The 13,457-nt window shown below is 71.0% G+C and carries 13 protein-coding genes; 2 read left to right on the plus strand and 11 right to left on the minus strand.

Annotated elements, in window-relative coordinates:
• Window positions 1-30: 30 nt before the first annotated feature.
• Genes ACGHC0_RS14980 through ACGHC0_RS14995 form a run of 4 tightly spaced genes read right to left on the minus strand, consistent with a single transcriptional unit; the run spans window position 31 to window position 4,565 of the window.
• Complete coding sequence (locus tag ACGHC0_RS14980; protein ID WP_415265987.1) at window positions 31-1,263, minus strand: diguanylate cyclase domain-containing protein; 1,233 nt, start codon at window positions 1,261-1,263, stop codon at window positions 31-33.
• On the minus strand, window positions 1,260-1,904 hold the full coding sequence (locus ACGHC0_RS14985) for a YfiR family protein (protein WP_415265988.1): 645 nt from the start codon (window positions 1,902-1,904) through the stop codon (window positions 1,260-1,262). Before ACGHC0_RS14985 ends, ACGHC0_RS14980 begins: the two co-directional genes overlap by 4 nt.
• A gap of 25 nt (window positions 1,905-1,929) precedes the next feature.
• The gene (ggt, locus tag ACGHC0_RS14990) at window positions 1,930-3,564 is read right to left on the minus strand and encodes a gamma-glutamyltransferase (RefSeq protein WP_415265989.1); all 1,635 of its coding nucleotides are present in this window, start codon (window positions 3,562-3,564) and stop codon (window positions 1,930-1,932) included.
• 8 nt (window positions 3,565-3,572) lie between these two features.
• Window positions 3,573-4,565, minus strand: coding sequence for a Bug family tripartite tricarboxylate transporter substrate binding protein (locus ACGHC0_RS14995; protein ID WP_368351740.1), 993 nt, complete (start codon window positions 4,563-4,565; stop codon window positions 3,573-3,575).
• Between the two features lie 123 nt (window positions 4,566-4,688).
• On the opposite strand from ACGHC0_RS14995, the gene ACGHC0_RS15000 reads away from it, so the two are divergent.
• On the plus strand, window positions 4,689-5,618 hold the full coding sequence (locus ACGHC0_RS15000) for a LysR family transcriptional regulator (protein WP_415265990.1): 930 nt from the start codon (window positions 4,689-4,691) through the stop codon (window positions 5,616-5,618).
• Here ACGHC0_RS15000 and mdeB read toward each other — a convergent pair.
• Window positions 5,602-8,283 carry an alpha-ketoglutarate dehydrogenase gene (gene mdeB, locus ACGHC0_RS15005; RefSeq protein ID WP_415265991.1) on the minus strand — a complete coding sequence of 894 codons (2,682 nt, stop codon included), beginning with the start codon at window positions 8,281-8,283 and terminating at the stop codon, window positions 5,602-5,604. The genes ACGHC0_RS15000 and mdeB overlap by 17 nt on opposite strands.
• Window positions 8,284-8,388: 105 nt before the next feature.
• Between mdeB and ACGHC0_RS15010 the strand changes: the two genes are divergently transcribed.
• Entirely contained in the window at window positions 8,389-8,856 is a 468-nt protein-coding gene (locus ACGHC0_RS15010; protein WP_368351743.1) for an Lrp/AsnC family transcriptional regulator, read from the plus strand.
• Between the two features lie 26 nt (window positions 8,857-8,882).
• On the opposite strand, the gene ACGHC0_RS15015 is transcribed toward ACGHC0_RS15010, so the two are convergent.
• The 6 genes from ACGHC0_RS15015 to ACGHC0_RS15040 all read right to left on the minus strand — a co-directional run bounded on the left by ACGHC0_RS15015 (window position 8,883) and on the right by ACGHC0_RS15040 (window position 13,446).
• A complete protein-coding gene (locus tag ACGHC0_RS15015; protein ID WP_415265992.1) occupies window positions 8,883-9,191 on the minus strand; it encodes an antibiotic biosynthesis monooxygenase family protein in 309 nt (102 codons plus the stop codon).
• A gap of 20 nt (window positions 9,192-9,211) precedes the next feature.
• Window positions 9,212-10,192, minus strand: a complete 981-nt coding sequence (locus tag ACGHC0_RS15020) for a DUF3014 domain-containing protein (RefSeq protein ID WP_415265993.1) — start codon at window positions 10,190-10,192, stop codon at window positions 9,212-9,214.
• 155 nt (window positions 10,193-10,347) lie between these two features.
• Window positions 10,348-11,055, minus strand: a complete 708-nt coding sequence (locus ACGHC0_RS15025) for an alpha/beta hydrolase (protein ID WP_415265994.1) — start codon at window positions 11,053-11,055, stop codon at window positions 10,348-10,350.
• 32 nt (window positions 11,056-11,087) lie between these two features.
• Window positions 11,088-11,957, minus strand: coding sequence for a DODA-type extradiol aromatic ring-opening family dioxygenase (locus ACGHC0_RS15030; protein WP_368351747.1), 870 nt, complete (start codon window positions 11,955-11,957; stop codon window positions 11,088-11,090).
• 153 nt (window positions 11,958-12,110) lie between these two features.
• Window positions 12,111-12,557 (minus strand): alternative ribosome rescue aminoacyl-tRNA hydrolase ArfB, encoded by a 447-nt coding sequence (gene arfB, locus ACGHC0_RS15035; protein WP_415265995.1) that lies wholly within the window; start codon window positions 12,555-12,557, stop codon window positions 12,111-12,113.
• Between the two features lie 4 nt (window positions 12,558-12,561).
• A complete protein-coding gene (locus ACGHC0_RS15040) occupies window positions 12,562-13,446 on the minus strand; it encodes an alpha/beta fold hydrolase (protein ID WP_415265996.1) in 885 nt (294 codons plus the stop codon).
• Window positions 13,447-13,457: the final 11 nt, after the last annotated feature.

A 13,457-nucleotide genomic window follows, 5' to 3' on the forward strand; every position in this document is an offset into this window, starting at 1 on the left:
AGATGCTATTTAATAGTTAATTTATTATAGCTATCGAGACCTCAGGCCGCCGCGCCGCTCGGCTTTCACCCGGTACATCGCCATGTCGGCGAACCGCATTAGCGCACCCATGTCGCCGGCATGCAGGGGAAACACCGCCACGCCGATGCTGACGGCGGGTTGCAGCTCCAATCCACCTTCCAGCGCGACCGGATCGCGCATGGCTTCCTGCACGCGGGCGACCATCCGCTCGGCATCGCGCGGGCCGCCCACCGGCGCCATCACGATGGCGAACTCGTCGCCGCCCAGCCGCGCCACCAGATCGGTCTCGCGCGCCTGCGAGCGCAGGCGCTGCGCCACGGCCACCAGCAGGGCATCGCCGGCCGCATGGCCGTGGGTGTCGTTGACGGCCTTGAAATGGTCGTTGTCCAGGAACAGCAGCGCCAGCGATGTGCCGGCGCCGCGCGCCTCTTCCAGGCAGGACTGCAGATGCTGCTCGAAGTGGGAGCGGTTGGACAGGCCGGTCAGCCCGTCGTGCAGGGCCTGGTGGGTCAGCGCGACGTTGCGCTGCTCCAGCAGCGCCTCGCGGCGTTCCAGCTCCGCCAGGAGCGCATTGAAATCGTCGCCGAGCGCGTCCAGCTCCGCGATGCGCGCCGGGGGCACCCGCAGACCGTGGACGTGGTCGCGGCGCACCGACCGCGCGACGGTGGCCAGCGCCTGCAGCGGCACCACCATGTCGCGCAGCATGCGCCGGGACAGCACCAGGCCCACGGCACCGCTCACGGCCAGGCACAGCGCGAGGGCCGCCATGCCGGTGCCGATGAAGTACAGCAGGCCCAGGCCATCGCTGCGCAGCATGACCGCGCCGCTGTCCTCGCCTTCGTGGCGGATGGGCACGGCGACGGGCGCGAGCCCCACCAGGGAAGCCACCGCCGGGGCCAGCCGGCCTTTCAGGCCGCCCAGCTCCGCATGCCATTCCGCGAAGACGGCGCCGTGGGCATCCGTGACGCGCGCCTCGGCCACGCCCTCGTCCGCCACCATGCGGCGCAGCGTCTCGGACGCATCCTCCCGGTCGCCGAACACCACCGCTGCTTCCACGGTGTAGGCCAGGGATCGCGCCACCAGCTGCAGGTTGTTCATTGCGTACACGCGCAACGCCACCAACCCGGCCACGAGCAGCAGCACCCCGGCCAGCGCCACCGCCAGCAACGCCATGCTCAGGTGCGCCCGGTGCACGACGGCGCGCAGGGTATCGCCGGGACCGGCCGTGCCGGCCTGCCTCATGGCGCGGCCTTCCTGCGCGAGAGTTGCAGCACGCGGGGATTCACGCGCACTCCGCTGCGGGCCACCGAATCCAGGTTGCTTTCGAAGCCGACGCCGTCCTGGCGCACCTCCAGGCAGAACATGCAGCCGATGCGGCAGAGTTCGCGCCGCTCGCTGATCGACAGCAGCGGTCGCGTTCCCATCTTCTCGAGAAGTTGCCGCCACTCGGCGTCCTCCAGGTGGCCCGCGTAGACGCCGTCGCATGCCGTGGGGAGCGCGGCATCGCCCAGCCGCATGCGGCGCACCTCGATGCGGCGGGTGGGCGTCGGCTCCGCGCCCTGCAGGAGTTCGTCGGCGAATTCGGTCGGTCCGACCACGCAGAGCCGGAGGGTCTGCGGCTCTTCCGGCCAGCGGGTGTAGCCCAGGATGCCGAACACCGTCTGGGCCACGGCGCGGGATTTCGCATCCACGGCCACCAGGCTTTCCGGAAGCGCGGTGCCTGGCCAGGCGGCCAGCCATGCCGCCAGGCATCCGGCCGCCCAGGCCCATGCGCGGCGCCTGCCAGCCGGCAGGCGGGGCAGGCAGCGGCGCATCCAGAAAAGCAGGTGAAGCGGCGATGGGGGCACGGCGACTCCCGCGGCGCGCGGGACCGGGTCGGACAAGGAGATGCGGCCGAGTTTAGCGGCCTCAGGCCACGGCCGTGCGGTAGGCCACCCCGTCGCGCCCGGGATCGGCACCGCCATGCAACCGCCCGTCCTCGCCGATCTGCACGCCGTGCACCCAGCCGATGGTGTAGTTGTACGGGTTGCGGAACACCTCGCAGCCGTCCGCCTGCAATGCGCGCGTGACGTGGCGCGGGATGCGGTTGCACACGTCGATGGAATTGCTGGTGGACGAGAAGCGCGGCGCCGAGACGGCCTCCTGCATGCCCATGCCGTGGTCGATCATGTTGAGCAGCACCTGCAGCACGCCCATGGCGATCTGCGTGCCGCCCGGCGCGCCCAGCACGATTTCCGGCCTGCCGTCCCGCAAGACGATGGTCGGGCACGACGACGTGAAGCGGCTCTTGCCCGGCTGGATGCTGCCCGCGCGGCCCGGCCGCGGATCGAACACGCCCATGCAGCCGTTGTAGAAGAACCCCATGCCCGGCGTGATCACGCCCGAGGGCATGGCCAGGGAATGCGTCATCGACACGCAGTTGCCGTCGCCGTCCACCACGCTCAGGTGGGTGGTATCGCGCGGCACCGGAGCGCCCGGGTTCACGCGCTCCACGCGGTGGCGCTTGCCCGCACGGATGTCCTCGGCCACGCGCGCCGCGGCCTCCTTCGAGAGCAGCGCATCCAGCGGCACCTCCACGAAGGCCGGATCGCCGATGTGCAGGTCCTTGTCCGAGGTGGCCTTCTTCATCGCTTCGCTGAGCAGGCGCAGGTAGGCCGGGCCGTTGTGCTCCATCTCCGCCAGCGGGAAGTTCTCCAGGATGTTCAGCATCTGCAGCAGCATGGCGCCGCCGCCCGGAGGCTGGTTGGTCGTCACGGAGCGACCGCGGTAGCTGCCCACGAGCGGAACCGTGCGGCGCACGGCATGGCCCTGCAGGTCATCGAGCGACAGCAGGCCGCCCAGCGACTGCACATGCTCCACCATGCGGTGCGCCAGTTCGCCTTCGTAGAACGGGGCGATGCCCTCCTGCGCGACCTGCGCCAGCACATCCGCCATTCCGGCATTGGCGAGCGGGGCCCCGATGGGCTTGGGCGAGCCGTCCGGGCGGCAGTAGAGCGCGCGGCCTTCGTCGCTGTAGCGCAACCGGTCGAGGTTGCTCACGCGGCCCATGGTGGGCTCGTCGATCCAGAAGGCGTGCATGCCGGGCCGCACGAAAAAGCCCTCGCGCGCCCAGGCGATCGCGGGCGCCATCACCTCCTTCCACGGCATGCGGCCGTGGGCGCGGTGCATGGCCTCCAGCCCCTTGAGCGTGGCCGGCGTGGCGATGGACTGCGGGCCGATGTCGTTGACGCGGCCCTTCAGGATGAAGCCGAAGCCGTCCCGGGTCTCGCCTTCGAGCAGGCCGGCCCACATGTCTTCGCGGCAGGCGAGCGGCGCGGGGGCGTGGAAGTCGAAGTATTCGTGGGCCGCCGGCCCGTTCGCGCCCTGCATGTACACGGCCGCCGTGCCGAAACCGGCGATGCCGCACATCAGCGGGTCCACCACGGTCTGTGCCAGCGCGGTGGCGACGGCGGCATCCACCGCGTTGCCGCCCGCGCGCAGGATTTCGATGCCCGATTCGGCCGCCTCGGGTTGCGGGCAGGACACCATCGCTTCGTGGGTCATGTCGTTCCTCACTTGCCGCTCAGGTTCAGCGCGTCGAGCGTCGGACCCCATGCCCGGGTGTCGCGGCGCGCCACTTCCATGAGCTGGCTGGCGGGGCCGGCCATGGGAATCGCGTTCATGGCGCGCAGCCTGGCCTGCACCTCGGCGCTGGCGTGGAAGGCGCGCGTGCCCTCGTGCAGCTTGGCAATGATCGCCGGCGGCGTGCCGGCCCTGGCGACGATGCCGCTCCAGCCCATGGTGTCGAAATCCTTCACGCCCAGTTCGTTGGCGGCCGGCACATCGGGCAGTTCGGCGAGGCGCGAAGGCGCCAGCACCACCAGCGGCACCACCTTGCGGTTCTTGATGTGCGGCAGCGCGGTGCCGGCCACCGGGGCCATCACCTGGGTCTGGCCGCCGATGGTCGCCATGAGCCCATCGGGTTCGCCCTTGAAAGGCACATGCGTCATCGAGATGCCGAGCTTCTTCTGCAGCAGTTCCACCGCCAGCTGCGTCGAATTGCCCAGGCCGGAGGACGAGAAGTTCAGCTCGCCCGGGTGCGCCTTGGCGTACTTCACCAGGTCGTCCAGCGACTTGAAGCCCGTGGCAGGGTTGGCCACCAGCACGAAGGGCACGGTGCTCAGCATGCCCACGCCGGTGAAATCCTTCTCGGGGTCGTATGGCAGCGGCTTGTACACGAACTTGTTGAGCACCATCTGCGACACCCCGCCGAACATCAGCGTGTAGCCGTCGGCCGGCTGGCCGAGCACCTGCTGCGCCGCGATGATGCCGCCCGCGCCGGGCTTGTTCTCCACGACGATGTTGGCGCCCAGCGCCTTGCCGGCGTGTTCGGCCCACAGGCGGGCCACCGTGTCGGAGCTGCCGCCGGCCTGCTGGGACACCACGAGGCGGATGGGACGGGTGCCGGGGTAGCCCGCGGCGTCCTGCGCCAGTGCCGGGGCGGCGGCCACGGCCCAGGTGAGGGCCACGGCAGCCCACCGGGCCAGCCAAGAAGTTTTGTTCATGGTATGCAATCTCCGAAGAAACAGGTTGCAGCCGTGCCCATGCCGGCCTTCCTGGAGCGATTATTCGGAGGTGCATGCCTCGGGACCAGCGAATTCGCCCGATGGATCCATTAGCATTTACTCATGTCTCTTGAACACGTGGCCTGGGCACGCCGATTGAAAATCCGGCACCTCGAATCCTTTCTCGTGCTGGACGAGGCCGGCACGCTGACCGAGGCGGCCGCGCGCATGCACATGACGCAGTCGGCCATGTCGCACTGGCTGGCGGACCTGGAGGAACTGGTGGGCATGCCCCTGGTCACGCGCGGGCGGCGCATCCAGCTCACGCCGGCCGGGGTCATCATGAAGCGGCTGGCCGTGGGCGTGCTGGGCGACATCTCGCGCACGCAGCTCGAACTGGGCGCGGTGGCCGCGGGCCGCAGCGCGCGCCTGCACATCGGCAGCGTGTGGGCCGGCGTGGCGCGCGGGGTGCCGCAGGCGCTGGCGCAGTTCCAGGCCCTGCACCCGTACATCTCGGTCACCGTGTCGGAGAGTCCGTTCGGGAACCTGCTCGAAGGATTGGAGAACCGGCAGCTGGACGTGGTGGTCGGCTCGCTGGATGCGCGCGCCTGGCAGGGGCGGCTGGACCACCGCGAGCTGTTCGAGGACACCGTCTGCCTGGTGGTGGGACGTGCCAGCCGCTTCTGGGATGCGCCCGGGCCCGTGCGCCTGGCGGACCTGCTGCAGGAGGACTGGATCATGCCGCCCAAGGGCACGCTGATGCGTTCGCAGCTGGACACGGCCCTGCTCGACAGCGGTGCGTCCTGGCTGCTGCCCAGGGTGGAGACCGCCGCCATCACCACGCTGCAGGCCCTGCTGCACCAGGGCGACTACGTGGGCGTGTGCTCCGGGGCCATGGCCGAGTACCAGGCCACGCTGGGCAACCTGCGCATGCTGCCGCTGGACCGCGTCATCCCCTTCGGCCCGGTGGGCGTGGTCTGGAGCCGCGACCATGCCTCGGAGGCCGTGCGGCTTTTCGTGGAGCACATCACCGAGGTCACCATGGCGAAGTAGTGTGCAGCAGGCTGCGCGCGGCCCCGGCCACGCTGGCGGCATCCACGCCGAAATGGCCGCGCAGCGCCGCGCGCGTGTCGCTGCGGCCGAAGCCGTCCGTCCCCAGGGTGAGGTAGCGGCGGCCTTCCGGCACGAAGGCGCGCACGCTCTCGGGCACGGCGCGCACATAGTCCGTGGCGGCCACCACCGGGCCCTGCGTGCCTTGCAGCACCTGCGTGAGCCAGGGCGTTCCCGGCCGGGCTTCGCCCCGCAGCAGGCGCTGCTCGCAGGCCACGCCGTCGCGCGCCAGTTCGCTCCAGCTGGTCACGCTCACCACCGTCACCTGCACGCCCTCGGCCGCCAGGGCCTGCGCGGCCTTGACCACTTCGGTAAGGATCGCGCCGGAGCCCAGCAGGGTGACCGCGGGCGCGTCGGCCGGGCCTTGGGATGGCGTGGGGCCGCTGAACACATAGCAGCCGCGCAGCACGCCTTCTTCCACGCCCGCCGGCAGGTCGGGCTGGGCGTAGTTCTCGTTCATGAGCGTGACGTAATAGAACACGTCGCGCTGCTCCACCATCATCTCGCGCATGCCGGCATCCAGGATGACGGCCAGCTCGCCCGCGTGCGCCGGATCGTAGGCCTTGCAGTTGGGAATGGTGGCGGCCACGAGGTGGCTGGAGCCGTCCTGGTGCTGGAGCCCTTCGCCGCCCAGCGTGGTGCGGCCCGAGGTCGCGCCCAGCAGGAAGCCGCGCGCGCGCTGGTCGGCCGCGGCCCAGATGGCGTCGCCCACGCGCTGGAAGCCGAACATGGAGTAGTAGATGTAGAACGGCAGCATCGCCAGGCCATGCACGCTGTAGCTGGTGGCGGCGGCCGTCCAGCTGGCGATGGCACCGGCCTCGCTGATGCCCTCTTCCAGGATCTGGCCGTCCAGCGCCTCGCGGTAGCTGAGCACCGAACCGATGTCCTCCGGCGCATAGCGCTGGCCCAGGCTGCTGTAGATACCCACCTGCTTGAAGAGATTCGCCATGCCGAAGGTGCGTGCCTCGTCGGCCACGATGGGCACGATGCGCGGGCCCAGCTGCGCGTCCTTCAGCAGGGAGCCCAGCATGCGCACGAAGGCCATGGTGGTGCTCATCTCCTTGCCCTGGGCCTGCAGCGCGAACTGGGCGTACTGCCCCACGGGTGGCACGGGCACCGCGTCGCAGGCGGTCTCGCGGCGCGGCAGCGTGCCGCCCAGGGCGGCGCGGCGCTCGCGCAGGTAGCGCATCTCGGGACTGTCCTCGGCCGGACGGTAGAAGGCCAGGCCCGTGGCCTGCGCGTCGGTGAGCGGCAGGTTGAAGCGGTTGCGGAATTCCAGCAGGTCGGACTCATCCAGCTTCTTCTGGCTGTGCGTGGTCATCTTGCCCTGCCCCGCCGTACCCATGCCATAGCCCTTCTTGGTGTGGGCCAGGATCACCGTCGGCTGGCCACGGTGGGCAGCAGCAGCGGCATAGGCGGCGTGGATCTTCACCAGGTCGTGGCCGCCACGCTTGAGGCGGTCGATCTGCTCGTCGGTCAGGCCCTGGGCCAGCGCCACCAGTTCCGGCGACTGGCCGAAGAAGTGGTCGCGGTTGTAGCGCCCGTCCTTGGCGGCGAAGGTCTGCATCTGCCCGTCCACCGTGCCACCCAGCGTGCGCGCCAGCGTGCCGGTCAGGTCCCGTGCGAAAAGGCCGTCCCAGTCGCTGCCCCAGAGCAGCTTGACCACGTTCCAGCCCGCGCCGGCGAAGAGGCGCTCCAGCTCATCGACGATGCGGCCGTTGCCGCGCACCGGGCCGTCGAGCCGCTGCAGGTTGCAATTGACCACCCACACGAGGTTGTCCAGCCCCTCGCGCGCGGCGAGCGTCAATGCGCTCATGCTTTCGGGTTCGTCCATCTCGCCGTCGCCGAACACGCCCCACACTTTGCGCCCCTGGCAATCCAGCAGGTTGCGGTGCGTGAGGTAGCGCATGAAGCGCGCGTGGTAGATGCTGCTGATCGGCCCGATGCCCATGGAGCCCGTGGGGAACTGCCAGAAGTCGGGCATGAGCCAGGGGTGCGGATAGCTGGAGAGGCCCTGCGCGCCCGCCGCGGGCGCGGTGATCTCCTGGCGGTAGTGCTGCAGGTCGTGCTCGGTCAGCCGGCCTTCGAGAAAGGCGCGCGCATAGACACCCGGCGCGCTGTGCGGCTGGAAGAACACGAGGTCGCCCCGGTGCTGGCCGGGGCCCGTGCCCTCGCGGGCGCGGAAGAAGTGGTTGAAGCCGGCTTCGAACAGGTCGGCCGCGCTCGCGTAGCTGGCGATGTGGCCGCCCAGCTCGCCATAGGCCTGGTTGGCGCGCACCACCATGGCGAGGGCATTCCAGCGCATGAGGGAGGCCAGCCGTTCCTCGATGGCCAGGTCGCCGGGGAACACCGGCTGCGCCTCCACGGCCACGGTGTTGACGTACGGCGTGTTCAGCGTGGGCTGCCAGCCGGTGTGCTGCTGGCGCGCCAGGGCCGCCAGTTCGTCCAGCACGAATCGGGCGCGCTCCGGCCCCTGGGTGGCGACCAGGGCCAGGAAGGCGTCGCGCCATTCGGCGGTTTCCTGCGGATCGGCATCGGCAACAGGCGTGCCGGAGGACATGGTGGCGGCCTGGGCACCCAGGGCATGGAGCGGCAGCGGAGCATTCATGCCGAAGCACTTTACCGGTCCCTGCGCGGCATGGGCGGCTGTTCACCATCCTGGGAAACCCCGAATCGCAGCATTTCATGCCGGCAATCTTCTAAAATTCCGCACATGAAGCTGGACACGATCGATCTACGCATCCTGGCCGAACTGCAGGCCGACGGCTCGCTCTCCAACGTGGAGCTGGCGCGCCGCGTGCATCTCTCGCCGTCCCCTTGTCTCGCGCGCGTCAAGGCGCTGGAGGCCTCGGGGGTGATCGCCCGCTATGTCGCCCTGGCGAACCCGGCCGTGCTGGGCCTGGGGCTGAACGTGTTCATCAGCATCAGCCTGAAATCGCAGGCCAAGGAGGCGCTGGCGCAGTTCGAGCGCCGCATCGCCGAGCATGACGAGGTCATGGAGTGCTACCTGATGAGCGGCGACTCGGACTACCTGATCCGCGTGGCTGTCGCCGACATCGGCGCGCTGGAGCGCTTCATCCTGGAGCAGCTCACGCCGATTCCGGGCATCGAGAAGATCCGCTCCAGCTTCGCGCTCAAGCAGGTGCGCTACAAGACCGCCCTGCCGCTGCCTGCCGCCTGACGGCGCAGTGCGCGGCTACCGCGGCCTCACCACGCAGCGTCGAACAGTTCCAGTTGCGGCGGGCCCAGGTAGATGTCACGTTTCTGGCCGGCGTTCGCATGCGCGGCGCGGAAGGCATCCGAGCGCGTCCAGTCCTCGAAATGCGCGCGAGACTCCCACACCGTGTGCGAGGCGAACAGCGTGTGCTCCGCCGTGGTCTCGCCGCGCAGCAGGTGGAACGACTGGAAGCCGGGCACCTGCGCGAGGTGGCTGTCGCGCTGGCGCCAGATCTCGACGAATTCGTCCTCGCGGCCGGGGACGATGCGGAAACGGTTCATGGCGATGAAAAGAGGCATGGCGGGGCGTCGTGGGTGGATCAGGGTGCGGCGCTCGCGGCCACCGACGGTGCAGGCACCGCCGCGGCCTGGGCAGGCGCTTGGGCCGACACCAGCCGGCGGCGCAGGTCGGCCAGCACGGCCTTGACCCGGCGTGCGTTCTCCGGTCCGATGCGCAGCATCATCTTCTGGCCGCTGGACAGCGCCTGCATGTGCGGATCGGCGAACTCGTAGCGCACCCAGGGCCGGGTGGACGGCACCTCGCCCTGCACGCGGGTGAGCTGCAGGCGCAGGGGCCCGCGCGGCTCGGGCGTTTCCTGCAGGTGGCCCAGCACGGCCACGAGCCGGTCGTTGAAGTAGCCCTTGGGATAGCCCAGGTCCACATAGGTCTGCTGGAACAGCGGGTAGAGCTGCCGGTAGAGGGCGACCGCGCGATCGCGCGGTACCGCTTCCACCAGGGCGACCAGGGCTTGGTAGCGCGCGGCATTGGCCGGGGCGATGGTGGCGTGCAGCGGTGCGCCGTTCTCGTCCACCGCGCTGCCGGCCTCCACCTGCACCGCCAGGTGCTGCGGCGCCGGCTGCACGGGCCACAGGCGCGACGGCGCCTGGGTTCTGGGCAGGTTGTCCACGGTGACCACGATGCGCCGCACGATGTCGTCCAGGTGCAGCAGGGCGGCGATGCGATCGCTCCCCAGCCACTCGCCCAGCGCCTGTGTGATGAAGGCGTCGGAGTCCTTCATCGCGGGCGGCGGCGGCGCCTGCGCAGAGTCCACGGGGTGCTGCGGCCCGGAGGCCACGGGCTCCGGCACGGATGCCGGCGCCTCGGCCACGGGAGACTCGGGCGCCTGGGCGGCCGGCGGCGGCTCTGCCGTGCGCGCGGACGGCGGAATCCACCCGAACCACCAGGCAGCCCCTGCCAGCACCGCGGCGCCGGCCACGCCCGCCAGCACCCAGCCCGCGGGCGATGCGCGGCGCGGCAAAGAGGACGGCGGGCGGAAGTCCTGGGGATCGGAATCGGGCATGCGGGTTTCTTTCGCGAACGGAAACGCGGCGCGCGCCGCGGCGGAATGCAGGGCCAGCGAAAGCAGCCCCGCCACCGGCCATTGTGGAGCCGCGCCGTGCCCGGCGCGGTAAGCGCATGTGACCGGATGCGCAGGCAGCCGCCACCGCGGCGGCGTCAGCGCGCGAGCGCCTCGGCCGCACCCAGGGCGGCCAGCCAGTCCATCGCCTCGCGCAGTTCGCCGGGGCGGATCTCGTGCATGCCGGGATACTCCCGGTAGGTCAGGGCCAGCGGCAGGCCGCGTACATGGTCGCGAAGGGCTCGGGCACTCGCCAGCGGAATCACGTTGTCCTGCTCGCCGTGGCTCACCCACAGGGCCCGGCCCTGCAGCGCGGCAGGTTCGACCGCATGGGGCAGCACCTGGGGCAGCAGCCGGCTGTGCCAGACCATGGCGGCCTGCAGCAGTTCGGGCCGGGTGAGCAGCAGGGACAACGCCATGATGCCGCCCTGGCTGAAGCCGCCCACCACCACGCGCTCCGGCGGCACCCCGAGCTGCGCGGCGGCACTTTCCACGGTGCGCGCCAGCAGGCTGCGGCTGGCGATCTCCTGGGCTTCATGGATGGTGCGGCTGCCGTCGGGCTCCACCGAGAACTCGAACCAGGTGTTGGCCCCCGGCCCCATGGCATAGGGCGCGCGCAGGCTCAGCACGTGGAAGTGCCCGGGCACGGCGGGCGCGAGCGAGAAAAGGTCTTTTTCGTGGCTGCCCACGCCGTGCATGAGCACCAGCAGCCAGGGCTGTGCGGTATCCGGTGCGGCACGGCGGCCGAGAAAGGCGAGCGGCAAATCCAGCAAGGGGAGAAGCGCAGAGGAAGTGGTCTGGGTCATCGGGACTTGGAGCGGCTGGCCGCCCCGGAGTTTCACGCGGCCGCGGCTTCGGGCCCAAGGGCGAAGGCGTCCATGGCGAGCGAGCCATGCATCACCTCCCGGCTCAGGTAGGCCGGCGCACGGTCTTCGCCGGCCGCGCCGAGCGCGAAGAACAGCGGCAGGAAATGGTCGTCGCCGGGATGCGCGCGCACGGCGTGCGGGGCCCGGCTGCGGTATTCCAGCAGTTCCTCCACGTCGCCCCGCTGCAGCGCACCTTCCACCCACCGGGAGAACTCGGTCACATAGGGCTGCGCACCGCGCGCACCGCCGAAGAACTCGGAGAGGTTGTGCGTCATGCTGCCGGAGCCCATCACCAGGACGCCCTGCGCACGCAGGCCGCGCAGCGCCGCACCCAGGTGGTACACCTCGCGCGGGCCTGCATCGGCGGGCAGCGCGACCTGCACCACCGGCAGGTCCGCCGCCGGGAAGAGGTGCATCAGCGGCACCCAGGCGCCGTGGTCGAAGGGCCGCTGCGCATCACCCTGCGCGTCGAAGCCGGCCGCCTGCAGCAGCGACAGCACCTCCCCGGCCAGGCCGGGCGCGCCGGATGCCGGATAGCGCAGCGCATAGAGCGGCTCCGGAAAGCCCCCGAAATCATGCCAGGTGGCCGGCTGCGCGCCAGTCATGACGCGCACGCCGCGCGCCATCCAGTGCGGCGACATCACCACCACGCCGCGCAGCGCGGGGAAGCGCTGGCGCAGACCGTCCGCCCAGGCGCGCAGGGCCGGGCCGGTTTCCCCGGCTTCCAGCGCGAACATGGGCGAGCCGTGCGAAACGAACAGTGCGGGCACCTCCCGGCCCGCCGCGGATACGGGCGAGGCGGAAGACGAAGGCATGGCGGAGAGCGGTACGGGCGAAGACATGGCGGTTCGGTCGGCGTGGCAGGACAACGGAAGATGGAACGGGACAGTGCCCCGTCCTGAATGTATGCGCGCCCGGCCGCGAACCCAAGGCCCGTGCAGCAAACACATCGTTGCAGCCGTTGCACCAATCCGGGCGCCGCCGCGGCCGGAGGATCAGCCCGCGTCCCGCACCCGGCCCCGCAGCGCCTTGGTACCGGAGCGCTCGCGCTTGTCCTGCAGGCGGCGCTGCCGCTCGCCGTAGGAGGGCTGCGTGGCCTTGCGCACGCGGGGTGGCCGGGCGGCGCGCGCCACCAGGGCGTCGAGCCGCTGCAGCGCATCCAGCCGGTTGGCTTCCTGCGTGCGGAACTGTTGCGCCTTGATGACCACCACGCCCGCCTGTGTGATGCGGGCATCGGGCAGGGCCAGCAGCCGGGCCTTGACGTCTTCGGGGAGCGACGAGGCCGGGATGTCGAAACGCAGTTGCACTGCGCTCGACACCTTGTTCACGTTCTGGCCGCCCGGCCCCTGGGCCCGCATCGCAGTGAAGACGACCTCGCGCTCGTCCACCCGCAGCGGCGCGCGGCCCGCCATGGAGGACATGCGGGGCGTACCGTCCGCCATGGCTTCAGGCGCCACGGGCAGCCGCGGCACCGGCGTGCAGCGCGGCCCGCAGCGCGTCCTCGAAGGGACCGGGGCGCTCGAACTGCACCCAGTGCCCGGCATCCGGCACGAGGGCAAAGCCCCGGAAATCCGGCGCGGCCGCGCGGTAGGCGCCTTCCAGCGCGGCGATCCACTCGCGGTAGAGCGTGTCTCGCGCGCCGTAGATGGCATGCACGGGGCAGCGCACGGCCGGCAGGGCCCGGGCCAGGGCGTCGGTATGGGCCAGGCGCCGGCGCGGCATGCGGTCGCGCACGACATTGGCCCGGTGCAGGTCCAGCGCGAGCCCGTCGATCAGCGCCGTGTCGTGCAGCATCAGTTCGGCCAGGTTGTGGCGGTGCGCGGCCTCCTGCGCCGCCGGGGACGCCAGGTGGCGCCAGCCCTTGAGCGTGATCTGGCGCTCCGGAACCACGCCCATGGCGGGCGCGCCCACCAGCACCAGTTGGCGCGCCAGCGACGGCTCGGCCGCGAGCAGCAACCCGGCCGTGAGCCCCCCGAAGGAGAAGCCCACCAGATCGCAGCGCGTATCGCCCCATAGCGCGCGCATGCCCTGCGCGAGCGGTGCCACCAGCGCGTCGGCATCGGCACCGCCCGGCGGCACGGCCGAATCGCCGAAGCCCGGCAGGTCGGGCACCCAGACCGTGCGCCCCCAGGAGCGCAGGGTATCGATGTTGCGCACCCAGTGCGTCCAGCTGCCGCTGCCGCCGTGCAACAGCACCAGCGGCGGCGCTGCGGCCTCCGGCTGGCCGGTCGCCTGCCAGACGTGCCAGACGATGGCCCCGTCGCCACAGGGCGTGGTGCGGATATCGGCCTGCGCGGCGAGCGCGGCCGCCTCCGCGGGCATGGGGGGCATCGGCAAGGCAG

It is taken from the genome of Acidovorax sacchari (assembly GCF_042847045.1).
In the GTDB taxonomy this organism is placed as follows: Bacteria; Pseudomonadota; Gammaproteobacteria; order Burkholderiales; family Burkholderiaceae_C; genus Paracidovorax; species Paracidovorax sacchari.

What these genes read in the sequence shown, in the direction of transcription:
- ACGHC0_RS15015 (WP_415265992.1), bottom strand. Translation starts at nt 9,191, where the DNA reads ATGCCTCTTTTCATCGCCATGAACCGTTTCCGCATCGTCCCCGGCCGC.
- ACGHC0_RS14995 (WP_368351740.1), bottom strand. Translation starts at nt 4,565, where the DNA reads ATGAACAAAACTTCTTGGCTGGCCCGGTGGGCTGCCGTGGCCCTCACC.
- ACGHC0_RS15040 (WP_415265996.1), bottom strand. Translation starts at nt 13,446, where the DNA reads ATGCCCCCCATGCCCGCGGAGGCGGCCGCGCTCGCCGCGCAGGCCGAT.
- ACGHC0_RS15030 (WP_368351747.1), bottom strand. Translation starts at nt 11,957, where the DNA reads ATGTCTTCGCCCGTACCGCTCTCCGCCATGCCTTCGTCTTCCGCCTCG.
- ACGHC0_RS15000 (WP_415265990.1), top strand. Translation starts at nt 4,689, where the DNA reads ATGTCTCTTGAACACGTGGCCTGGGCACGCCGATTGAAAATCCGGCAC.
- mdeB (WP_415265991.1), bottom strand. Translation starts at nt 8,283, where the DNA reads ATGAATGCTCCGCTGCCGCTCCATGCCCTGGGTGCCCAGGCCGCCACC.
- ACGHC0_RS15025 (WP_415265994.1), bottom strand. Translation starts at nt 11,055, where the DNA reads ATGACCCAGACCACTTCCTCTGCGCTTCTCCCCTTGCTGGATTTGCCG.
- ACGHC0_RS15020 (WP_415265993.1), bottom strand. Translation starts at nt 10,192, where the DNA reads ATGCCCGATTCCGATCCCCAGGACTTCCGCCCGCCGTCCTCTTTGCCG.
- ACGHC0_RS15010 (WP_368351743.1), top strand. Translation starts at nt 8,389, where the DNA reads ATGAAGCTGGACACGATCGATCTACGCATCCTGGCCGAACTGCAGGCC.
- arfB (WP_415265995.1), bottom strand. Translation starts at nt 12,557, where the DNA reads ATGGCGGACGGTACGCCCCGCATGTCCTCCATGGCGGGCCGCGCGCCG.
- ggt (WP_415265989.1), bottom strand. Translation starts at nt 3,564, where the DNA reads ATGACCCACGAAGCGATGGTGTCCTGCCCGCAACCCGAGGCGGCCGAA.
- ACGHC0_RS14980 (WP_415265987.1), bottom strand. Translation starts at nt 1,263, where the DNA reads ATGAGGCAGGCCGGCACGGCCGGTCCCGGCGATACCCTGCGCGCCGTC.